Consider the following 22,861-nt stretch of genomic DNA (forward strand, 5'->3'; position numbering starts at 1 on the left):
TGGAGATGCAAAATATCGCCGATCTGCTGCCGACCACCCGCCATTACTATTCCTACATGGGTTCTCTGACCACACCGCCGTGCAGCGAAGGGGTGCGCTGGCATGTCCTGACCCAACCGGTGCAATTGTCCCACGCCCAGTTGCAGGCTTTTCAGGCCTTGTACCCGATGAACGCACGCCCTGTTCAGCCCCTGAATGACCGAACCGTGAACGTCGGCGGCTGACCTTCCTTCTCCTGCCAGCCGGGCAGCGGCGCCCATACAGACAAGGTGTCAGTCGCCTCGTACAATGCCCGCTGCCCCCGCAGGAGACTTCGATGACCCGACTCGCCACCCCACGCAAACCCCGCGCCCGCAGCCAGGCGCGGATCGATACGATCCTCGATGCCGCCCGCACACTGCTGGCCGCCGAGGGCGTGGCCAGTCTGTCGATCTACAGTGTCGCCGAACGTGCGCAGATCCCACCCTCTTCCGTCTACCACTTTTTCGCCAGCGTACCGGCGCTGCTCGAAGCCTTGACGGCCGACGTCCACGCCGCGTTCCGCGCATGCCTGCAAGCCCCCATCGATCATGCGTCCCTCAACAGCTGGCGTGATTTGTCGCGACTGGTGGAACAACGCATGCTCGCGATCTACAGCGAGGATGCCGCCGCTCGCCAATTGATCCTCGCGCAGCACGGCCTCACCGAGGTCACTCAGGCCGACCGCCAGCACGACATCGAACTGGGCGACTTGATGCACAAACTCTTCGATCACCACTTCGAACTGCCGAAGTTGCCCACGGACGTCGACGTGTTTTGCGCTGGCCATGGAGCTTGGCGACCGCGTCTACGCACGCTCGGTGCAACAACACGAGCAGATCACGCCACGCATGGCCGAAGAAGGCATGCGCGTATTTGATGCCTATCTGGGCCTGTACCTGCCGCCGTACCTGGCCAGGCGCGACGTATAACGCAACGAGGTGTTCTGCTCATGGCGCACATACCCGACAACTACCTTGGCGTGTGGAAACGACGCCTGATCTCCTTCCAGTCCGGGCGCACCGACAGCGAAACGGCGGTGTACTGGCTGCAAACCCCATGCCTGTTTGCCGACCTGCGCATCCCGCCGGCCACGCTCGCAGCGCTGCCCCTGGAACAATTGAATCACGCGGACCTGTTGACCTTGAGCGAACAAAAGGGCTTCGCCGGTGTGACCGAGGTCGAAGGTGACATTTGCCAGTGGCATCGCAAACTCGACTATCAACCTGCCAGCGCCGAGCAGGACATCGGACACATGCACTTTGAAACCAGTGAGCGCCTGATCGAAACCGCCCTGGACGATGACTACTACGAAATCTGGGAGCGACTGCCCGACTCTCGCGGCATCTGTCGCGGTCAGTGGTTGCAGGCAGCCGATGATCCAGTGCGAGTTGCCTGCCTGGTGTTGGCCGGCGATTACTTTCTGTTTGCCGCCAGCCGGATTGTCGCGCTGGCACCCGGCGGTCATTTGCGTGAGCACATGAGCGCTGCGGCAGCACACGAACTGCTCACGACTGAATTGTCCTTTGGTCGTCACCAGGGCGGGCAAACCCCGTGGCAGATCGACTATTCCACGTTGCCCGCGCTAACCGGCCAGCCCTTGTTGCCGGCAGACATCGACCCCAATGCGCAGGCGCTATTCAGCGACCCGCGCGTGCTGTCTTCGCTCGGCACTTATTCACCCGCTGCAGGTTGGCGCTGCGCCCCCGCGCCCTGACATAAAAAACCCCGAAGGGCTCACACCCTCCGGGGTTGCTGTTTGCCCACGGGCTTACAACTTGGCGATCGACACTTCGGTGGATTTCACAAACGCGATCACTTCACTGCCGACCACCAGTTCCAGCTCTTTCACCGAGCGTGTGGTGATCACTGAAGTGACAATGCCGGAGGCGGTCTGCACGTCGATTTCCGACAGCACGTCACCCAGCACGATTTCCTTGATGGAGCCTTTGAACTGGTTGCGAACGTTGATGGCTTTGATAGTCATGAGGTCAATTCCTGTCGTTGAGTAAGACTTGGGTCAGTGCGCCCAGCGCAATTGCGTAGGCAAGGGTGAAACGGGTTCCGGTGCCGGCGGCTCGCCGGGCAGTTCAAGTACGCGGTTGAGGACTTCAGTTTCCAGCGCCGCCAGCCGATGGGAGCCGCGAACCCGAGGGCGCGGCAGTTCCACGAGCAGGTCGAGGCCGACTTCGCCCTCTTCGATCAGGATCACCCGATCAGCAATCGCCACCGCTTCACTGACGTCGTGCGTCACCAGCAACACGGTAAAACCATGCTGCTGCCAGAGCCGTTCGATCAGTTGCTGCATTTCAATCCGGGTCAGGGCATCCAGCGCACCCAGCGGCTCGTCGAGCAACAGCAAACGCGGTTGATGGATCAGCGCGCGCGCCAGGGCCACACGTTGTTTCTGCCCACCGGACAATGCTGCCGGCCATTCGTTGGCACGGTCTGCCAGACCGACCGACTCCAGCGCCTGAAGCGCTTGCGGCCGCCAGTTGCCCGTCAACCCGAGGCCGACGTTGTCGATGACCTTTTTCCACGGCAGCAAACGCGCTTCCTGGAACATCAGCCGTGTGTCTTCTCGCGCATCGCTCAGCGGTGCAGCGCCGGCCAGCAATTGACCACCCGTAGGCTGATCGAGTCCGGCGAGCAGTCGCAGCAAGGTGCTTTTGCCGCAGCCACTGCGACCGACCACCGCGACGAACTGACCGGCCGGAATGTGCAGATCGATCTCACGCAGCACTTGCCGCGCGCCAAAGGTTTTTTGCAGCTTGCGCACCACCAGCGGAATCCCGCGCAGCAGGCGCGGAGGTTGTTGAGCCGTCATGCCGCACCTCCCTTGGCTACCTGATAAGCCGGATGCCAACGCAACCACACGCGCTCGAGTCCACGAGCCGCGAGGTCGGCCAGTTTGCCGAGCACCGCGTACAGAAGAATTGCCAGCACCACCACATCGGTCTGCAAAAACTCCCGGGCGTTCATCGCCAGGTAGCCGATGCCGGAACTGGCGGAGATGGTTTCCGCGACGATCAACGTCAGCCACATAAAGCCAAGGGCGAAACGCACCCCCACCAGAATCGAAGGCAGCGCACCCGGCAGAATCACCTGACGGAACAGGCTGAAACCGGACAAGCCATAACTGCGTGCCATCTCCACCAGTGCCGGATCAACGTTGCGGATGCCGTGATAAGTGTTGAGGTAAATCGGGAACAAAGTGCCCAACGCCACCAGGAAAATCTTCGCCGACTCGTCAATACCGAACCACAAGATCACCAATGGAATCAGCGCCAGGTGCGGCACGTTACGGATCATCTGTACCGAACTGTCGAGCAGGCGTTCACCCCATTTCGACAAGCCGGTAATGAAGCCCAGCGCCAGACCGATGCCGCCACCAATGGTGAAGCCCAGCGCGGCGCGCCAGCCGCTGATTGCCAGGTGCGTCCAGATTTCGCCGCTGCGCACCAGGCTCACGCCGGCTTCAATCACCGCGATGGGGGCGGGCAGAATCCGCGTCGACAACCAGCCCGCCGACACCGACAACTGCCACACCGCCAGCAACAACACCGGCAACGCCCAAGGCGCGAAGCTGTGGATGATTTTCTTCATGACGCGCCTCAGCTTTGGGACGCGGCTTTGGGAAGAATGTCGTTGGCAACCATCTCGCCGAACGGGCTGACGTAACCGGCGCTTTTGGGCAACTCGGGACGTTCGACGTCCAGATGCGGGAACAGCAACTCGGCGACGCGGTATGACTCTTCCAGGTGTGGATAACCGGAGAAAATGAACGTATCGATGCCCAGTTCCGCGTACTCCTTCACACGGGCGGCCACGGTCGGACCGTCACCCACCAGCGCTGTCCCGGCGCCACCGCGCACCAGGCCGACACCAGCCCAGAGGTTGGGGCTGACTTCCAGATTGTCGCGGCTACCGCCATGCAGTGCGGCCATGCGCTGCTGGCCGACCGAATCGAAACGCGCCAGTGACGCCTGGGCCCGAGCGATGGTTTCGTCGTCCAGGTGAGAGATCAATTTATCGGCCGCTTGCCACGCTTCGGCGTTGGTTTCGCGAACGATCACATGCAGGCGAATGCCGAAGCGCACGGTACGGCCGAGCTTCGCGGCTTTGGCGCGCACTTGTTCGATTTTCTCGGCCACGGCGGCCGGCGGCTCGCCCCAGGTCAGGACCATTTCCACTTGCTCTGCCGCAAGGTCTTGCGCCGCTTCCGACGAACCGCCGAAGTACAGCGGCGGGCGCGGTTGCTGGATCGGCGGATAGAGCAACTTCGCGCCTTTCACGCTGATGTGCTGACCGTCGTAATCAACGGTTTCGCCTTCCAGCACGCGGCGCCAGATACGGGTGAATTCCACCGAGGCCTGATAGCGCTCTTCGTGACTGAGGAACAAACCGTCACCGGCCAGTTCTTCCGGATCGCCTCCGGTCACCAGGTTGAACAGCGCACGGCCGCCGGACAGACGATCCAGCGTCGCCGCCTGACGCGCCGCCACCGTCGGGGAAATGATCCCGGGGCGCAGGGCGACAAGGAATTTCAAACGCTGGGTCACCGGGATCAGCGATGCGGCCACCAGCCATGAGTCTTCGCAGGAGCGACCGGTAGGAATCAGCACGCCGCCAAACCCCAGACGATCCGCCGCTTGCGCGACTTGTTGCAGGTAACCGTGGTCGACGGCGCGAGCGCCTTCGGCGGTGCCAAGGTAATGGCCGTCGCCGTGGGTAGGCAGGAACCAGAAAATATTGAGGCTCATGGAGTGGTCTCCTAAGGGAATCGGATTACTGCGCTTTGGTTACTGAGCTTTGGGCAACAGTTGCCGGTGGCGTCCAGATCACGTCTTTGATACTCAACTGCTTCGGAATCAGCTTGAGCTGATAGAAGCTGTCGGCGATTTTCTGTTGGGCGGCGACGACTTCAGGTGTGAGGAATATCGCGCCGAAGCCTTGGCGCTTCATTGAGGTCAGGGTGATGTCTGCCGGCAGACCGAGCAGTGGCGAAACCTGTTGGGTGACGTCTTCAGGATTGGCTTTGGCCCATTCACCGACGGCGCGCACTTCTTCGACGAGGGTCTTGATCACCTCGGGATTTTTCTGCGCGTAAGGCTTGGTGGCCAGGTAGAACTGATGGTTGTCGACGATGCCTTGACCGTCGCGCAGGGTGTGCGCTTGCAGCTGCTGTTCGGCGGCAGCCTGGTACGGATCCCAGATGACCCAGGCGTCGACGCTGCCACGCTCGAAGGCGGCGCGGGCATCGGCCGGTGGCAGGAACACGGTCTGGATGTCGGTGTATTTGAGGCCTGCGTCTTCAAGCGCGCGGACCAGCAGGTAGTGAACGTTGGAGCCCTTGTTGAGCACGACTTTCTTGCCCTTGAGGTCCTTCACCGATTTGATCGGCGAGTCCTTCGGCACCAGGATGGCTTCGGCGTGCGGTGCTGGAGGTTCATAGGCGACGTAGAGCAAGTCGGCACCGGCAGCCTGGGCAAATACTGGCGGGGTTTCACCCGTCACGCCAAAGTCGATGGAGCCGACGTTCAGGCCTTCGAGCAGTTGCGGGCCACCAGGGAATTCCGTCCATTGCACATCCACGCCTTGGGCGGCGAGGCGTTTTTCCAATGTGCCTTTGGCTTTGAGCAGCACAAGCGTGCCGTACTTTTGATAACCGATCCGAAGCGTCTCGGCTTGAGCTTGAGTAATGGCGCCGAAGGACACAGCCGCAACAAACAGAGCGACCAGACCACGACGCAAAATGACAGTGCGCATAGCGCTCTCCTTTTTGCTGTTGGGTTTTGGCTGCACCTGCTTGGCCGTTGGCGGCTGAGTAAGGCGAGTACTTCAATTTCGGGCGAGGTTTAAATGCTCCAGCGAGCACTCAACAAACGTTCATTCAACAGGTTCGGATCGAGCGGCTTGGGCCGTCTCGCCATGGCGCTGAAAAACAACTCCAGCGACTCGTTCAAACGTTGCTCCAACTCCGGCGTCAATTGCGCCTGGGCGCTGCCTTCGCCGTAAGCGATCTGGCTGTCCTCGGCAAAAATGCCCTGCAGCATTTCCTGAGCTTTCAGCGCCGACAGCACCGGTTTGAGCGCGTAATCCACCGCCAGCATGTGGGCGATGCTGCCGCCGGTGGCCATTGGCAACACCACCTTGTGGCTCAGTGCGCGTTCGGGCAGCAAGTCCAGCACGGTTTTCAGTGCACCCGAGAACGACGCCTTGTAAACCGGTGTGGCAATCAGCAGGCCGTCTGCGTTTTCAATTTGTTGAAGCAGGTCAACCACCTTGGGGCTGTCGAAGCGTGCGTGCAGCAGGTCTTCGGCCGGGAAGTCGCGAACCTGGTAACTCACCACTTCCACCCCTTGCTCTTGCAACCAGCGCTTGGAGCGCTCCAGCAACACGCCGGAACGGGAGCGTTGGCTAGGACTGCCACCGAGTGAGACGACCAACATTCAAAAGATTCCTTGAGCGGTACTAGCGATTCGCGGCTTGCGATCTCGCTGTGATGGGAGTGACCTTAACAGGTGATTTATATATCCATAAATCATATTTATTCATTTGGTTATTCGATATGGAGATATATAAAAGACGGATTTCAAGGCATAAAAAAAGGCCGTCGAAACGGCCTGAAAACCCCTGCTTTGCGGTATTGGGTGATCGCTCCCACGCTCTGCGTGGGAATGCAGCCCGTGACGCTCCGCGTCACTGGACGCGGAGCGTCCCTAGAGGCATTCCCACGCGGAACGGGGGGAACGATCAACAACAAGACTTCAATGGTTACCTGTTCGGCTGCGGCGTCAGACGCAAGTACGGTTTCACCGCACGGTAGCCCTTGGGAAAGCGTTTGCTGATTTCATCTTCATCCTTGAGCGATGGCACGATCACCACGTCATCACCGTCCTGCCAGTTGGCCGGGGTGGCGACTTTGTAGTTGTCGGTGAGTTGCAACGAGTCGATCACCCGCAGGATTTCGTGGAAATTTCGACCGGTACTCGCCGGGTAGGTGATGGTCAGCCGAATTTTTTTGTTCGGGTCGATCACGAACAGCGAGCGCACAGTCAGGGTGTCGTTGGCGTTTGGGTGGATCAGGTCGTAAAGGTCCGATACCTTGCGGTCGGCGTCGGCGAGGATCGGAAAGTTGACGAGCGTGTTCTGGGTTTCGTTGATGTCTTCGATCCACCGGTGGTGCGAGTCCACCGGATCAACCGACAGGGCGATGGCTTTCACGCCACGCTCGGCAAACGCCTCCTTGAGCCTGGCGGTAAACCCCAGCTCCGTGGTGCACACCGGGGTGAAGTCTGCCGGATGGGAAAACAGCACGCCCCAGCTATCGCCCAACCATTCGTGGAAACGGAGGGTGCCGGCGCTGGAATCCTGTTCAAAGTCGGGGGCGATGTCGCCCAGTCTGAGGCTCATGGTGCTGCTCCTGATGAGTGCGTGTTGAGCTCAACTGTGCCTGCATTTCTCAATGATTAAAAAGAATAAATATCGATTTATTTAGACCATAAACGAATATTAAATATCTGTTCACTGGACCTGTGCAGGTAACGCACCGAACATCGCCCATAAGGTTCGAGAAGGCCTTGAGTGCTGCAAAAGAGGGGAATTTCAAGGCGGGATTACGGGGGTGACTCCGCCTTGAAACGCAAAAGCCCCGCCGGGCGAGATGCCGGGCGGGGCTTTTTTTGTCTCGGTTACGCGAGCGCTATTACAACAGCGGGATCGAGTAGCTGAGGATCAGGCGGTTTTCGTCCTGGGAGCGAGTGTTCGGCAGGTCGGTGCGCCACATAGCGTTTTTCCAGGCCAGGCCAAGGTTTTTCAGCGGGCCTTCCTGTACGACGTAGGCAACGTTCAAGTCGCGTTCCCACTCGGAAGCGCCGTTAGCGGCCACGCCGCCTTTGGCGTTAGAGGTGTCGATGTCGTCACCGTGCAGGTAAACCATACCTGCCGTCAGGCCAGGCACGCCGACCTTGGCGAAGTCGAACGAGTAGCGTGCTTGCCAGGTTTTCTCGCCAGCACGGGCGAATTTCTGGATTTGCGAATCGGTGATGATGTAGGCCGACGAACCGTCACCCTGGTTCAGCCAAGGGAAGTCGCTGCTGCCGTTGCTGACCTGGTATCCGCCACCGAAGGTATGACCGGCAACGGAGTACAGGAACAGGCCGCTGTACAGGTTGTTGTCGACCTTGCCTTTACCGCTTGGCGCGTTGTAGTTGCCAGTGCTGTAGTACAGCGGGTCGTGGCCGTTTGCGCCGTCGTCAGAGCTGTTGAAGTAACGGAAGTCCGACTTCAACACACCCGGGCCGATTGCCCAGTTGTGCAACAGACCCACGAAGTGTTGCTGGTAGAACTCTTCCAGGTTGCCGTAGTAGTACTGGGCCGTCAGGTCCTTGGTGATTTTGTAGTCACCACCGGCATAGTAGAACTTGTTGCTGTCGCGACCTGTTGCGGCACGGCTGTTTGCACCCGCGATCGACATCTGTTGGTTGTTGCTCGAGTTACGACCTTTTACCTGCTCGATCTGGCCACCAATCAGGGTCAGATCCTTGATGTCGTTCGAGGAGAGTTGGCCACCCTGCCAGGTTTGCGGCAGCAGACGACCATCGTTGGTCACGATGACCGGCAGTTTTGGCTGCAGAGTACCCAGCTTCAGTTCGGTCTGGGAGATCTTGGCCTTGGCAGTCAGGCCCAGGCTGGAGAAGTCATCAACCGCTTCGCCATTGGACTTGCTTGGGAACACCGTGCCGCCGTAGGAGGTCGCCGTGGCGCCGTTGGTGCCGCCGCCCGAATCCAGCTTGACGCCCAGCAGGCCGATCGCGTCGATACCGAAGCCGACAGTGCCCTGGGTGTAACCGGAGATGAAGCGCAGATCAAAACCCTGGCCCCATTCTTCGTTTTTGTTCGGGTTGGCATTGCCGTCACGGAAATCTTGGTTGATGTAGAAGTTACGCAGCCCCAGGGTGGCCTTGCTGTCTTCGATGAAACCGGCGGCGCCTGCCTGCTGCGCCAAAACCCCAACGGCCACAGCCATGGCCAAGGTGGACTTGTTCATTGTTTCGCTCCTCTCATTTTTTAATTCTTGTGTTCCTGGCCCTGAGTCGATCGCCCTGGGTCCAGAAAGCGCAATTTTTTGCCGAAGCTTCTAGCCCGGTCGTTTTGGCCGCGCAGGATACAACGTCATAAAGCTAAAAAGAATTTCATCTTTATTTCTCATAGCTTCATGGAATATGCCTGGACAGCACAGAGTCGAGGTATCGGCTAAAAAGCCGAATCCTTAACCTGTTTGATTAACGGGGGAACATTGCTCGCTCCGAAACTCGTAACGAGTGCCGGACGGGCCTACTTTAGGTGAGCACAGTAAAAACTAAAAAGAATAAAAAATAATTGACTGCGGTCATTTTGGAATATGAGAAAGCAAAAAAAAGCCTCGCCGGTAAGGGCGAGGCTTTTTTGTTTGCCTTGTCTCGTCCTGAATAAGGTTTACACCTGATTCAGGAAACCAGACGGCCTGTTACAAGAAGCTGTAGGTGTAGTTGAAGATCAGACGGGTCTGGTCTTGATCAAGGGTGCTGGTGTTGCCACGGTAGGTACCGTGACGCAGCGTCGTACCAAACCCTTTCAGTGCACCCGTTTGAATCACGTAGTCCACACGTGCGTCGGTCTCGTGCTCACTCAGGTCTTTACCAGTACCGTTGGTTGCCTTGATGTCCTGGCCATTCAAGTAAGAAATCGAAGCTTTCAAACCTGGGACGCCCAGGGAGGCGAAGTCATAGGAGTACTGACCGAACGTGGTGTTTTCACCGGCACGGATGAAGCTGCCCACTGTGGCATCGGTAAACGAGTAGAAGCTGGCGCCGCCAGCACCTTCTTGACGACCTTTGTCATCGATAAGGTTGCCTTGGTTCAGGAAAACAAAGCCGCCGTCATCGTTGACGCGCTGGTGACCCAGCAGGAATGCGTTGCCACCCAGGGTGTAGGTGAACATACCGCTCCAGGTCTTGTTATCGACCTCGCCCGGAGTCTTGGCGAATCCGTTGTTGTTGTTGAAGCGGTAGCCGACGTCGCCGTTCTTGCCATCAGAGCTGCTGTCGAAGTAGCGGAAATCCGACTTGAACGACTGCTTGGCATCGATCGTCCAGACGTGCACCAAGCCCAGGAAGTCCTGTTTGTAGTAATCCTGCAGATTCGCATGGTAGTACTGCAGGGTCAGGTCTTTGGTTACTTTCCAGTCAGCACCGGCGTAACGGAACTGGTTGCTGTCCTGAGTACCGCCCGCCACTGCCATGCCGGTGCTGTTGGAGGAGGCGCGGCCCGACGCGTGCTCCAGCTGACCCAGGTTGATGGTTACGTTGTCGATTTCCTTCGAGGAGATCGTGCCACCTTCAAAGGTTTGTGGCAGCAAACGGCTGTCGTTCGCGATCAGGATCGGCAGGTTGGGTGCCAGAGCGCCACCCAGGTGGGCTTCGGTCTTCGAGAAGCGCGCCTTGACGTTGCCATCCAGACGGCTCCACTCGTCGGCCGAATGATCGCCATCGCTAGGGAAGAACGAGTTAGCGTTACCCGTCGGGTGATGCCCCTTGCCGCCGTCCAGGTGGATACCCACCAGAGCCTGGGCGTCGATACCAAAACCTACGGTACCTTGGGTGAAACCGGACAGGTAATCGAACTTGAGACCTTCAGCGGTTTCTCGCTGACGGTTAGCAGCAAGCTTGTTATTTGGAGCGTTCAGATGTGAACGTATATCGGCGTCGTAGTACATGGTCCGCGAACTAACGGAAGCCTTGCTGTCTTCCAGGAAACCGGCGGCGCCTGCCTGCTGCGCCAAAACCCCTACGGCCACGGCCAGGGCCAAGGTGGACTTGTTCATTGTAAAACTCCTCTCGTTTCTAATTCTTGTGTTCCTGGCCCCGGTTCTTTGCCCGGGATCCTAAGATGCGCGATTAGCGCCAGACCGTGACCCACAAGTCAATCGTAACTATATGTGTCTACGACCATGGTCTAATCCCCCGTTTTTTGGTCCATGCAGGTCATGAGTTCGTCATAAACCTGAAAAGAACTACCTGAGCCTTTTCTCATACCGTTTAGGAATTAAGCTCTAGATGACTGATAAATCCCGGAATAGAGCCACCCACTCATAAGCTAATTCCTAAATGGTATTTATTAGCCGTTTTTTAGATCGTTTAGCGTTTGAAGCAATTCGGAAACAAACCCCCACCGAAAGGCGACGCCATGACGACCAAACGCGCACTATCCGGCTCAATTGTTACAGTTTGTGTATCGATGCTGTTTTCTCTTTCCACTCAGGCGGCCAACCTGACTGTTGGGTATCAAACCGGTATCGACCCCAGCAAAGTCCCCCAGGCCGATGGTCTGTACGAGCAAGCCATCGGCCAGAAAATCGACTGGCGCCGATTCAACAGCGGCCCCGAAGTGGTAACCGCCATCGCCTCCGGTGACGTGCAGATCGGCAACCTCGGCTCCAGCCCTTTGGCCGCAGCCGCCTCGCGCAACCTGCCGATTGTGGCGTTCATCGTGTCCGCCCAGATCAATGCGGCTGAAGCCCTCGTGGTGCGCAACGGCAGCGGCATCGAGAAACCACAAGATCTGATCGGCAAGACCATCGCCACACCGTTCGTTTCAACCTCTCACTACAGCTTGCTTGGCGCACTCAAGCACTGGGGCCTGGACGCCTCGAAAGTCAAAGTGGTCAATTTGCAGCCAGCGGAAATCGCGGCGGCGTGGAAGCGTGGTGATATTGATGGTGCGTTTGTCTGGTCCCCGGCGCTGGGGGAAATTCGCAAGACTGGCAAGACGCTGACCGATGCCGCGCAGGTCGGTCAGTGGGGGGCGCCGACCTTTGAGGTCTGGGTCGCGCGTAAGGATTACGCCGAGAAACACCCTGAGGTGGTGGCCAAATTTGCCAAAGTCACCCTGGATTCGTTCGCCGATTACGCCGCACATAAAGACAGCTGGACAGCTGACTCGGTGCCCGTGCAGAAAATCGCCAAACTGACCGGTGCCAACGCTGCCGATGTACCGGAGTTGCTGGCCGGCTCTGCATTCCCGGATGCCAAGGCCCAGCAGACCACCGCGCTACTGGAGGGCGGTACGGCCAAGGCGATTGGCGAAACGGCAAAGTTCTTGAAGGAGCAAGGGAAGGTTGAAACGGTGCTGCCGGATTATTCGGCGTATGTCAGTGCGAAGTTTGTGGCGCAGTAACGGATCGTTCCCACGCTCTGCGTGGGAACGTTCATGAATTACAGGGTCTTTTCGAAGATCTTCGAATTACGCTGATAGTTGTACAGCGACGCCCGCGCCGATGGCAGGCGCTCGACGCTGCTCGGCACAAACCCGCGCTCGCGGAACCAGTGAGCAGTCCGGGTGGTGAGCACGAACAACGTTTTCAAGCCCTGAGCCCGTGCGCGGGTTTCAATGCGCTCCAGCAGTTCATCCCCGCGACCGCCATGGCGATATTCCGGGTTCACTGCCAGACACGCCAGCTCCCCGGCGTCCGAATCAGCAATCTGGTACAGCGCCGCACAGGCGATGATCATCCCTTCGCGTTCAACCACGCTGAATTGCTCGATCTCACGCTCCAGCACCTCACGGGAACGACGCACCAGAATCCCCTGCTCTTCCAGCGGGCTGATCAGATCCAGCAAACCGCCGACGTCTTCGATCGCGGCTTCACGCACCACCTCGAATTGCTCCTGCGCCACCAGCGTACCGCCACCGTCGCGGGTGAACAGCTCGGTCAGCAACGCACCGTCTTCGGCGTAGCTGACGATGTGGCTGCGCGCGACGCCGCCCCGGCACGCTTCAGCGGCCGCATCCAACAGCTCGGCCTGATAGTTGCTGCCCAATCGCTGTAGATGCGCCGGCACTTGTTGCGGACGCAATTCGCGCACCAGTCGACCGTTTTCATCGATCAAACCCAGGTCCGCGCCGAACAGCAGCAGCTTGTCCGCGCCCAGGTCGATGGCCGCGCGCGTAGCGACGTCCTCGCAGGCGAGGTTGAAGATTTCACCGGTCGGCGAGTAGCCCAAAGGAGACAGCAGCACGATGGAGCGCTCGTCCAGCAGGCGGTTGATACCTTTGCGGTCGACCCGGCGCACTTCGCCGGTGTGGTGATAATCAACGCCTTCCAGCACACCAATCGGCCGCGCGGTGACCAGGTTGCCGCTGGCCACCCGCAGGCGCGAGCCCTGCATCGGCGACGAGGCCATGTCCATGGACAGGCGCGCTTCAATGGCGATACGCAACTGGCCGACCGCATCGATCACGCACTCCAGCGTCGCGGCATCGGTGATGCGCATGCCGTGGTGGTAATGCGGGGTCAGCCCACGCGCGGCGAGGCGGGTTTCAATTTGCGGACGGGAACCATGAACCAGCACCAGTCGCACCCCCAGGCTGTGCAACAGCACCAGGTCGTGGACGATATTGCCGAAGTTCGGATGCTCCACCCCATCGCCTGGGAGCATGACGACGAACGTGCAATCGCGGTGGGCATTGATGTAAGGCGAAGCGTGACGAAGCCAATTAACGTAGTCGGGCATGAACCTGGGCCTGTAATAAATAGCAGCCAAAAAAAGGGCGAAACAAAAAATGCACAACGGGCTGATGGTTATCGTCGGAACAGGCTTGGCGACACGCGCGCTCTCCTCATGAATACGGGTTGGGACACTGGCAATTTATACGTCAAAACACAGAACCTGTGGGAGCGCTCAACCGGCTGGCATTGGGGCTGTCAGGCAGTAATGTTGAATCAACTGACGTAATAGATGCACCGTAGGCTGCAAACGTGACATTTCAAGGTATTCCCCCGGCTGGTGCGCGCAGGCGATATCACCCGGGCCGAGCACCAGTGTTTCGCAGCCAAGGCGCTGAAGATAAGGCGCTTCGGTGCCGAACGCCACTGCTTCGGCAACATGACCGGTGAGCTTTTCAGCGACGCGCACCAGTTCCGAGTCTTCGGCTTGTTCGAAGGGCGGCACCTCGGGGAACAGCGGCGCGTAATCGATCTTCACCTGATGGCGTTCGGCAACCGGTTGGAGGCGCTGCAAAATCTCCGCGCGCAGCGCCTTGGGGTCCATGCCCGGCAATGGCCGCAGATCGAACTCCAATGAGCATTGCCCGCAAATGCGGTTGGGGTTGTCGCCGCCATGAATACAGCCGAAATTCAGTGTCGGCGTCGGTACGCCGAACTGCGGGTTACGAAACTCTCGTTGCCATAACAGGCGCAATCCCCGCAGTTCGCCAATCGCATCGTGCATCGCTTCAAGGGCGCTGTGGCCCAGGCGTGGATCAGAGGAATGGCCGCTCTGACCGAGGATGTCGATGCGTTCCATCATGATGCCTTTGTGCATGCGGATCGGCTTCAGGCCGGTCGGCTCGCCGATGACCGCAGCCCGGCCCAACGGGCGACCGGCCTGGGCCAGGGCGCGGGCACCGGACATCGAGCTTTCTTCGTCGCAGGTGGCGAGGATCATCAGCGGTTGTTTGAACGGCTGGTCGAGCAATGGCAGAACGGCTTCGATGGCCAGGGCAAAAAAGCCTTTCATGTCGCAGCTGCCCAGGCCCACCCAACGGCCGTCCACTTCGGTCAGTTTCAACGGGTCGGTTTGCCACAACGCGCCATCGAACGGCACAGTGTCGCTGTGACCGGCCAGCACCAGACCGCCTGGGCCGGAACCATAACTGGCCAGCAGATTGAACTTGCCGGGGCTGACCTGCTGGATGTCACAGGCAAAACCCAAATCACCCAGCCACGTCGCCAGCAATTCGATCACCGGACGGTTGGTTTGATCCAGGCTCGGTTGGGTGCAGCTGACGGAGGGTGCAGCGATCAGCGCAGCGAACTGATCTTTCATGGACGGCAAAGGCATCGCTGACTCCCAACTCCCGAAGTGAAGTCCATCATAGAACCATCCGGTGACAGGAATAAACCGTCGCGGCGCGTACCCGCTGCGAGTCCTGTACACTGCACGACCTTGGCAGCCACACATTCCCCCGGCTGCGCTCCCGATCCTGGATTTTCCGGCCATGCAGAAAGAAACCGAAATCAAACTCCGCGTCAGCCGCGAAACCCTCGCTGCCCTGCGCGAGCACCCGCTCCTGAAAAAACGCAACAAAAGTGGCTGGGAACGCCGTGAGTTGATGAACCAGTACTTCGACACGCCAGAGCGCGACCTGGCCCGCGCCAAGGTTGCCCTGCGCCTGCGCCGCGACGGCGAGGAAGTGATCCAGACGCTCAAGACCCGTGGCCAGAGCGTCGCCGGTCTGTCCGAGCGCAATGAATACGACTGGAACCTGCCCAAAGCCAAGCTCGACCTGAAGAAACTCGACGGCGAATGCTGGCCCGAGGAACTGGCCGAGCTGGACAAGAAAACCCTCAAGCCGATCTTCACTACCGATTTCGTTCGCGAACGCGCTGAAATCGCCTGGGGCCGTGGCAAGACCAAAGTGGTCATCGAAGCCGCGCTGGACTTTGGCCATGTGATCGTCGGCAAGCAGAAAGAAGAAATCTGCGAGCTGGAACTCGAACTGCGTGAAGGCGAGCCGGCCGCGCTGCTGGAACTGGCCGCCGAACTGGCCGAGAAACTGGCGCTGATGCCGTGCGACATCAGCAAGGCCGAACGCGGCTATCGCCTGTACGACGCCAACAGCTATTCGTTGAGCTTGCCGGCGCCGCAGATCACCGCCGAAACCCTGCTGGACGATGCCTTCGCCGCATTGAGCTGGCATTTGCTGGGCAGCAGCCAGCGTCTGGCCGAGCAATATCGCTTCAACGGCCACTGGCGTCTGTTGCAGGACTGGGTTGAAAACCTCGCCGAACTGCGCGCATTGCTCAGCAGCCTGGGCCAGGCCGCGCCACGTCAATCGACCCACGATCTGCGCCTTGCGCTGGATGCGTTGCTGGAAGACTGGCGTCCGCTGGTACAAGCCGGTCTGGACGACGAAGACGTGCGCAAAGCGGCACCGGAGCAGTTCCTGGAAGAACTCGAAGACCCGCGCTGGGGCCTGTTCTCGCTGAACACCTCGCGCTGGTTGCTGGCCCGTACCTGGGCAGCCGATCGCAACGTGCGTGGCAATCGCCAGGGCGCCGCGCAACTGGGCAGTTGGTTGCCTCGCCTGCTGGGTGAAGAAGCGACCTCCCTGCAATTGCAGCGTTACCAGCAACAGCCGGAAGATCTGGCCGAGCAATTGCCGCGCATCGAGCGTATCCAGTCCTGGTTGCACCATGCCCGTCACGTGCTGGACATCCCGGAAATGGATCGCCTGTACGGTGAATTGAAGCAGCTTGCCCTGCTAGCTAACGAGCCGATCACCGATGAATCGCTGGATGCGCGCAAGCAGCAGGCGATTGCGGTTTATCAGAATCGTGCCTGGAAAATGCTGCTGCGTATGTAATACCGCCATCGCGGGCAAGCCTCGCTCCTACAGGTTTTGTGTCAAACCCAATTGGGAGACCGACTCGAATTCTGTAGGAGCAAGGCTGCCCGCGATGAGGCCCGCCGGTTCACCTCAAAACCTCAGACCGGCAAACTCGTCGTGGATTTGATTTCAGATAACGCCACGATCGAGTTGACCTCCTGTATCCCCGGCACCATCGACAGTTTTTCAAAGAAAAATCGCTCGTACGCCTCAATGTCCGCCGTGACAATGCGCAGCAAAAAATCCACCGACCCCATCAGCACATAACACTCCAACACTTCGGGAAAGCCGCGAATCGCCTCGGTGAATTCGGTGAAGTTCGAGCGTCCGTGCGCGTTGAGTTTGATTTCAGCGAAGATCTGCGTGTTCAGGCCGATCTTCTTGCGATCAAGCAAGGTCACCTGCCCACGAATGATCCCCTCCTCTTTCATCCGCTGAATCCGTCGCCAGCACGGCGACTGCGAGAGCCCCACCTGTTCGGCGATCTGTGCACTGGAAAGCGAAGCGTCCTCTTGCAGCAACGCGAGAATCTTGCGGTCGTAGCTATCCAACTCGCTTTGCATAGAAAAACCTTATATCGCTGTTTTTATGAATTACACGATTCGATAAATCGCCAATAACCCCAATCATAGATAAGAAATGTCCGGCAACGAATGTAAAAATTCCTCCAGTGATTTTGGAGTCCGACCATGCCGCATCTAGAAGCCGTTCATACCCCGCCCACCCGTACCGATGTCTGGAACGCCAGCAACGCCCACTGCCGTGTTCATTATCAACTGCTGGCCGAAGCCGAACCGGATGTGCTGTGCCGGGCGCTCAATCTGTTCGCGTTGCAGTTTCTGACACCGCAGCAGGTCAACGTACAGCGCCAGGACGATGTGCTGGCGATCGACCTCGTCATGGACGGTCTGAGTTGGCACCGCGCCCAAGTGATCGCGCACAAACTGCGTAACCTGATCAGCGTCTGCTCGGTCGACGTGCAGCCGGCGGATGCGACGTGGGATGAGCCGTCCCAGGCGATGGGCTGAAAAACCTCGACACGGCTTTGTCCGGTAGTGGCCCAACGGTCGACGGGTCCACGACTATCCTTGGCGGACTGTTGTTCATGAGGAGCCCGCATGTCCGTTCAACTTGCCTTTCAGGACCGCTGGCTGGATCTCAATGATTTGCTGCGCGAACTGGTCGCCCAAGGCTTTATCAGTCAGGACTCGGCCGAGAACGCGCTAAACGCCCGACGCCGCCACACCGCCAATGGCCAGATACACCCGCTGGAATTCATTGCCGGCCAACACCTCGACGATCTCAGCCGTCCCGGCAAGCACCTGGACCTGGAAAGCCTGACGTTGTGGCTGGCACAACAGGCCGGCCAGCCTTACTTGCGTATCGATCCGCTGAAGATCAACGTCGCGGCCATCACGCCGCTGATGTCCTACGCCTTTGCCCAGCGCCACAAGATTCTCGCGGTGTCCATCGACCGCGACGCGGTGACCGTGGCCAGCGCCCAGCCTTACGTCAGCGGCTGGGAAGCCGACCTGACCCACGTGTTGAAGCTGCCGATCAAACGGGTCGTGGCCAACCCGGTCGACATCCAGCGCTTCAGCGTGGAGTTTTTTCGCCTGGCCAAATCGGTCAGCGGTGCGAGCAACGCCGAACAGCAGACCTCGACCCTGGGCAACTTCGAACAACTGCTGAACCTCGGCGCCAGCGACCAGGAGCCTGATGCCAACGACGCGCACATCGTCAACATCGTCGACTGGCTGTTCCAGTACGCCTTCCAGCAACGCGCCAGTGATATCCACATCGAACCCCGGCGCGAGCAAGGCACGGTGCGTTTTCGCATCGACGGTGTGTTGCACAACGTCTATCAATTCCCGCCACAGGTGACCATGGCCATCGTCAGTCGCCTGAAAAGCCTGGGGCGGATGAACGTCGCGGAAAAACGCAAACCCCAGGACGGCCGGGTGAAAACCAAGACCCCGGACGGCGGTGAAGTCGAATTGCGGCTCTCGACATTGCCGACCGCGTTCGGCGAAAAAATGGTCATGCGAATCTTCGACCCGGAAGTGCTGCTCAAGGATTTCGACCAGCTGGGTTTTTCCACCGAGGACCTGCGCCGCTGGCAGGACATGACCCGACAGCCCAACGGCATCATCCTGGTCACCGGGCCCACGGGTTCGGGCAAGACCACCACGCTGTACACCACGCTCAAGAAACTGGCGACGCCAGAGGTCAACCTCTGCACCATCGAAGACCCGATTGAAATGGTCGAGCCCGCGTTCAACCAGATGCAGGTCCAGCACAACATCGACCTGACCTTCGCGGCCGGCGTGCGCGCGTTGATGCGGCAAGACCCGGACATCATCATGATCGGCGAGATACGCGACCTCGAAACCGCCGAAATGGCGATTCAGGCGGCGCTCACCGGCCACTTGGTGCTGTCGACGTTGCACACCAACGACGCACCGAGTGCGATCAGTCGCCTGCTGGAACTCGGCGTGCCGCACTACCTGATCAAAGCCACCGTGCTGGGCGTCATGGCCCAGCGCCTGGTGCGCACCTTGTGCTCCCATTGCAAGGCGCCGCTGACGTTGGAAGAAGAGGATTGGCAAACCCTGACCAAACCTTGGCAAGCCCCTCTGCCCACCAACGCCCAACGTGCCATCGGCTGTCTCGAATGCCGCGACACCGGTTATCGCGGCCGCGCCGGGGTGTACGAAATCATGAAACTGACGGACGGCGTCAAAGCGTTGATCAATCCCGACACCGACTTGCTGGCGATCCGGCGTCAGGCATTCAAGGAAGGCATGCGCAGCTTGCGGCTATCGGGGGCGCAGAAGGTCGCAGCGGGCTTGACCACGCTCGAAGAGGTATTACGAGTGACGCCACAGAGCGAACAAAAGTAAACGCGCCGCCACGGAACTCGATGGGGGGTTGGCTATCCAAGGCCGCAGTTAACCCAGTGGAGTCACCCATCATGCGTTTCAAACTTGCTGTCGCCACCGTCGCGCTGCTGTCTCTTCCCGTTGGTTGCGCGATGGCCGACGATAGCTTTTGGCAAAATGTCCTCACGTCCGGCGCAACTACCGGCACGTCCTACCTGACGTCCAGAGACCGCAAAATGGTCGTCGCCGCTCAGGACGATGCTGGCAGCTTCGTCGCCAGTGACGGCGGCATTCGTGGCCCTTACCTGGAAGCGGCGCTGCAGAAAGTCCGCGCCGACAACCCGGGCTTGCAGGCCACGGACATGGAACTGGCGAATGCGATCCTGGCGAAGAACGCGGTCGCTGCGCAGTAAGTCCACAGGTACAAAAATGCCGCTCAGCTGAGCGGCATTTTTTTGCCCGACACAAATCCCCTGTAGGAGCACGGCTTGCCGGCGATGGCGTCCTTAAGATCGCCATCGCCGGCAAGCCGTGCTCCTGCAGGGGTCAGGTGTACCGCGAGATCTCAGCGGTAATCATCCACCGGCACACACGCGCAGAACAGATTCCGGTCGCCATAGACGTTATCGACCCGGTTCACCACCGGCCAATACTTATGCGCCTTGGTGTGCGCATCTGGCGTCACGGCTTGCTCGATGCTGTAGGGCCGCTCCCAGACACCAGTGATGTCGGCCAGCGTGTGCGGTGAACGTTTCAGCGGGTTGTCCTCCGCCGGCCAGTTGCCTTGTTCCACCTCGCTGATTTCTGCGCGGATGCTCAGCATCGCTCCGATAAACCGGTCCAGCTCGGCCTTCGATTCACTTTCGGTCGGCTCGACCATCAGTGTCCCTGGCACCGGAAACGACATCGTTGGCGCATGGAACCCATAATCCATCAGGCGCTTGGCAACGTCCTCTTCACTGATGCCGGTCAGCGTCTTCAGCGGTCGCAGATCGAGGATGCATTCGTGAGCCACCCGGCCATTGCGGCCGGTGTAGAGCACCGGGAACGCACCGGATAAGTGCTGGGCCAGGTAGTTTGCGGCAAGGATCGCCACTTCACTGGCGTCCGCCAGTTGTGGCCCCATCATCGCAATGTACATCCAGCTGATCGGCAGGATGCTCGCGCTGCCCCAAGGCGCGGCGCTCACCGCGCCGTTCTGCGGTAAAGGTCCGTCGATGGGCACCACCGGGTGATTGGCCACGAACGGCGCCAGGTGCGCCCGCACACCAATCGGCCCCATGCCCGGGCCGCCGCCGCCATGGGGAATGCAGAACGTCTTGTGCAAATTCATGTGCGAAACGTCGGCACCAATATCCGCCGGGCGTGCCAGGCCGACCTGGGCGTTGAGGTTGGCGCCGTCCATGTACACCTGACCGCCGTGGCTGTGGATAACTTCACAGATCTCGCTGATGCCTTCCTCGTAGACGCCGTGGGTCGAGGGATACGTCGCCATCAGGCACGCGAGTTTGTCCCCTGCCTCCGCCGCTTTTGCCTTGAGGTCATCCAGATCGACGTTGCCGGCTTCGTCGCACTCGACAATGACCACGCGCATCCCGGCCATCTGCGCCGACGCCGGGTTGGTGCCGTGGGCCGAGGACGGAATCAGGCAGAGATCCCGCGCCCCTTGATGACGACTCTCGTGGTATTTGCGGATCGCCAGCAACCCGGCGTACTCGCCCTGGGCGCCGGAGTTGGGTTGCATGCAAATCGCATCGAAACCGGTGATTGCGCAGAGCCAGCGCTCCAGCTCTTCGATCATCAGCGAATACCCCGCAGCCTGCTCTTTGGGCACGAACGGGTGCAGGTTGGCGAACTGCGGCCAGGTGATGGGGATCATTTCGCTGGTAGCGTTGAGCTTCATGGTGCAGGAGCCCAACGGAATCATCGACTGGTTGAGGGCGAGGTCTTTGTTCTCCAGTTGCTTGAGGTAACGCAGCATCTCGGTTTCGCTGTGGTGTGCATTGAACACGGGGTGGCGCAGATAAGGTGAAGTGCGCTGCAGCCCGTCGGGTATGCCCGATGGCAACGTTTCAGCGTCCAGATCGTCGACACTCAGGCCATGATCGGCCCCCAGGAACACCGCGAACAACTGCGCGACGGTGGTTTCGTCAGAGGTTTCGTCAAGGCTCAACCCCAACTGCCCTCGCCCCAGGATGCGTAAATTGATCTGCGCCGCTTGAGCGCTTTCGATGATCGCCGTCTGGATGCCGCCGACATCCAGAGTCAGGGTGTCGAAGAAGTGTGTGTTGAGGCGGCTGATGCCACGGCGTTCGAGGCCGGCGGCGAGGATGCACGTCAAGCGGTGCACGCGCTGGGCAATGCGCTTGAGCCCCTCTGGACCGTGATAGACCGCGTAGAAACTGGCGATGTTGGCCAGCAATACTTGAGCGGTGCAAATATTCGAGTTGGCCTTCTCCCGGCGAATATGTTGCTCGCGAGTTTGCAGGGCCATGCGCAGGGCCACGTTGCCGCGGGCATCTTTGGACACGCCGATGATCCGCCCGGGAATCGCCCGTTTGTACTCATCGCGGCTGGCAAAGAACGCCGCGTGTGGCCCGCCGTAACCCATCGGCACGCCAAAACGCTGGGATGAGCCGAACACCACGTCGGCGCCCAACTCCCCCGGCGGTGTCAGTAACAACAGGCTCAGCAGATCAGTGGCGACACACGCCAGGGCTTGCTGTGCGTGCAGGTGATCGATCAGCGGCCGAAGATCGCGGATCTCGCCGTGGGTGTCGGGGTATTGCAGCAGGGCACCGAACACCTGGTGTTGTTTCAAGCTATCCACAGCGTCGATGATCAGTTCGAAGCCAAAGCCTTCGGCGCGGGTCTGCACCACCGAAATGGTCTGCGGATGGCAGTTCTGGTCGACGAAGAACAGATTGCTTTTGGACTTGGCGACACGCTTGGCCAGCGCCATGGCTTCCGCCGCTGCCGTTGCTTCATCCAGCAACGAAGCGTTGGCCAGCTCCAGGCCAGTCAGATCGATGGTCAGTTGCTGGAAATTCAGCAGCGCTTCGAGTCGTCCTTGGGCGATCTCTGGCTGATAAGGCGTGTAGGCGGTGTACCAACCGGGGTTTTCCAGGACGTTGCGTAAAATAACCGTCGGCGTGAGGGTGCCGTGGTAGCCCATGCCGATCAGGCTGGTCCAGACCTGGTTCTGCTCGGCATAGCCACGCAGCTTGGCCAGTGCGGCTTGCTCGTCGAGGGCGGGCGGCAGGTCCAGCGCCCGGTTCAGACGGATGCCCGGCGGCACCGTCTGCTCAATCAGCTCGACCCGGCTGCCGAGGCCGAGGCTGTCGAGCATCGCCTGCTGCTCGGCGGCATCGGGCCCGAGGTGGCGGCGCAGAAAGGCATTGGGGTCGCGTAACTGGCTCAAGGACGGCAACTGGGACATGACGGGCTCTCTCTTGACTGGCGCTCAGCGTCGATGCAACACGGTCAAACCAGCATAGCAGCGGATATCCGGGCGGATGGCTTGGCGC

General features: G+C 59.6%; 20 protein-coding genes and 1 pseudogene. 8 read left to right on the forward strand and 13 right to left on the reverse strand.

The annotated features are described in order from the left end of the window. Positions 1–5 precede the first annotated feature (5 nt). The 3 genes and pseudogenes from LOY55_RS29165 to LOY55_RS29175 all read left to right on the forward strand — a co-directional run bounded on the left by LOY55_RS29165 (position 6) and on the right by LOY55_RS29175 (position 1,735). Complete coding sequence (locus LOY55_RS29165; RefSeq protein ID WP_258667217.1) at positions 6–224, forward strand: carbonic anhydrase family protein; 219 nt, start codon at positions 6–8, stop codon at positions 222–224. A gap of 92 nt (positions 225–316) precedes the next feature. Then, positions 317–950, forward strand: a pseudogene (locus tag LOY55_RS29170) (TetR/AcrR family transcriptional regulator). 20 nt (positions 951–970) lie between these two features. Continuing rightward, a complete protein-coding gene (locus tag LOY55_RS29175) occupies positions 971–1,735 on the forward strand; it encodes a hypothetical protein (protein WP_258667219.1) in 765 nt (254 codons plus the stop codon). Positions 1,736–1,789: 54 nt separating this feature from the next. On the opposite strand, the gene LOY55_RS29180 is transcribed toward LOY55_RS29175, so the two are convergent. The 9 genes from LOY55_RS29180 to LOY55_RS29220 all read right to left on the reverse strand — a co-directional run bounded on the left by LOY55_RS29180 (position 1,790) and on the right by LOY55_RS29220 (position 10,885). After that, positions 1,790–2,005 carry a molybdopterin-binding protein gene (locus LOY55_RS29180; RefSeq protein WP_003229256.1) on the reverse strand — a complete coding sequence of 72 codons (216 nt, stop codon included), beginning with the start codon at positions 2,003–2,005 and terminating at the stop codon, positions 1,790–1,792. A gap of 33 nt (positions 2,006–2,038) precedes the next feature. Beyond that, positions 2,039–2,845 (reverse strand): aliphatic sulfonates ABC transporter ATP-binding protein, encoded by an 807-nt coding sequence (gene ssuB / locus LOY55_RS29185; RefSeq protein ID WP_046032285.1) that lies wholly within the window; start codon positions 2,843–2,845, stop codon positions 2,039–2,041. Continuing rightward, positions 2,842–3,624 (reverse strand): aliphatic sulfonate ABC transporter permease SsuC, encoded by a 783-nt coding sequence (ssuC, locus tag LOY55_RS29190; RefSeq protein ID WP_046032284.1) that lies wholly within the window; start codon positions 3,622–3,624, stop codon positions 2,842–2,844. The genes ssuB and ssuC overlap by 4 nt, the downstream gene beginning before the upstream one ends. Before the next feature lie 8 nt (positions 3,625–3,632). Next, positions 3,633–4,781 (reverse strand): FMNH2-dependent alkanesulfonate monooxygenase, encoded by a 1,149-nt coding sequence (ssuD, locus tag LOY55_RS29195; protein ID WP_109785677.1) that lies wholly within the window; start codon positions 4,779–4,781, stop codon positions 3,633–3,635. Between the two features lie 25 nt (positions 4,782–4,806). After that, complete coding sequence (locus tag LOY55_RS29200) at positions 4,807–5,787, reverse strand: sulfonate ABC transporter substrate-binding protein (protein WP_046032282.1); 981 nt, start codon at positions 5,785–5,787, stop codon at positions 4,807–4,809. 89 nt (positions 5,788–5,876) lie between these two features. After that, complete coding sequence (gene ssuE, locus LOY55_RS29205) at positions 5,877–6,470, reverse strand: NADPH-dependent FMN reductase (RefSeq protein ID WP_223522987.1); 594 nt, start codon at positions 6,468–6,470, stop codon at positions 5,877–5,879. A gap of 325 nt (positions 6,471–6,795) precedes the next feature. Next, entirely contained in the window at positions 6,796–7,434 is a 639-nt protein-coding gene (locus LOY55_RS29210; protein ID WP_046032280.1) for a peroxiredoxin, read from the reverse strand. A gap of 292 nt (positions 7,435–7,726) precedes the next feature. Further along, positions 7,727–9,070 (reverse strand): OprD family porin, encoded by a 1,344-nt coding sequence (locus LOY55_RS29215; protein WP_223522989.1) that lies wholly within the window; start codon positions 9,068–9,070, stop codon positions 7,727–7,729. Positions 9,071–9,529: 459 nt separating this feature from the next. Then, positions 9,530–10,885, reverse strand: a complete 1,356-nt coding sequence (locus LOY55_RS29220) for an OprD family outer membrane porin (protein ID WP_077431079.1) — start codon at positions 10,883–10,885, stop codon at positions 9,530–9,532. Positions 10,886–11,247: 362 nt separating this feature from the next. Between LOY55_RS29220 and tauA the strand changes: the two genes are divergently transcribed. After that, complete coding sequence (gene tauA / locus LOY55_RS29225) at positions 11,248–12,237, forward strand: taurine ABC transporter substrate-binding protein (protein WP_046032277.1); 990 nt, start codon at positions 11,248–11,250, stop codon at positions 12,235–12,237. Positions 12,238–12,275: 38 nt separating this feature from the next. On the opposite strand, the gene argA is transcribed toward tauA, so the two are convergent. Further along, entirely contained in the window at positions 12,276–13,574 is a 1,299-nt protein-coding gene (gene argA / locus LOY55_RS29230) for an amino-acid N-acetyltransferase (RefSeq protein WP_077431077.1), read from the reverse strand. Between the two features lie 168 nt (positions 13,575–13,742). Next, complete coding sequence (gene argE / locus LOY55_RS29235; protein WP_223522991.1) at positions 13,743–14,903, reverse strand: acetylornithine deacetylase; 1,161 nt, start codon at positions 14,901–14,903, stop codon at positions 13,743–13,745. Between the two features lie 157 nt (positions 14,904–15,060). Here argE and LOY55_RS29240 point away from each other — a divergent pair, with 157 nt between their 5' ends. Continuing rightward, positions 15,061–16,428: an inorganic triphosphatase gene (locus LOY55_RS29240; RefSeq protein ID WP_046032274.1), complete on the forward strand. Its 1,368-nt coding sequence runs from the start codon at positions 15,061–15,063 to the stop codon at positions 16,426–16,428. A gap of 122 nt (positions 16,429–16,550) precedes the next feature. Here the strand turns inward: LOY55_RS29240 and LOY55_RS29245 are convergent, their stop codons facing one another. Next, entirely contained in the window at positions 16,551–17,015 is a 465-nt protein-coding gene (locus tag LOY55_RS29245) for an Lrp/AsnC family transcriptional regulator (protein WP_046032273.1), read from the reverse strand. Positions 17,016–17,141: 126 nt separating this feature from the next. On the opposite strand from LOY55_RS29245, the gene LOY55_RS29250 reads away from it, so the two are divergent. The 3 genes from LOY55_RS29250 (at position 17,142) to LOY55_RS29260 (ending at position 19,747) form a co-directional block, all read left to right on the forward strand. Next, positions 17,142–17,480, forward strand: a complete 339-nt coding sequence (locus tag LOY55_RS29250) for a hypothetical protein (RefSeq protein WP_077431075.1) — start codon at positions 17,142–17,144, stop codon at positions 17,478–17,480. A gap of 90 nt (positions 17,481–17,570) precedes the next feature. After that, complete coding sequence (locus LOY55_RS29255) at positions 17,571–19,355, forward strand: GspE/PulE family protein (RefSeq protein WP_223522992.1); 1,785 nt, start codon at positions 17,571–17,573, stop codon at positions 19,353–19,355. 71 nt (positions 19,356–19,426) lie between these two features. Then, positions 19,427–19,747 (forward strand): DUF2388 domain-containing protein, encoded by a 321-nt coding sequence (locus LOY55_RS29260; RefSeq protein WP_223522994.1) that lies wholly within the window; start codon positions 19,427–19,429, stop codon positions 19,745–19,747. 152 nt (positions 19,748–19,899) lie between these two features. On the opposite strand, the gene gcvP is transcribed toward LOY55_RS29260, so the two are convergent. After that, the gene (gene gcvP / locus LOY55_RS29265; RefSeq protein WP_223522996.1) at positions 19,900–22,773 is read right to left on the reverse strand and encodes an aminomethyl-transferring glycine dehydrogenase; all 2,874 of its coding nucleotides are present in this window, start codon (positions 22,771–22,773) and stop codon (positions 19,900–19,902) included. Between the last annotated feature and the right edge of the window lie 88 nt (positions 22,774–22,861).

It is taken from the genome of Pseudomonas sp. B21-040, from assembly GCF_024748695.1.
Classification (GTDB): Bacteria; Pseudomonadota; Gammaproteobacteria; order Pseudomonadales; family Pseudomonadaceae; genus Aquipseudomonas.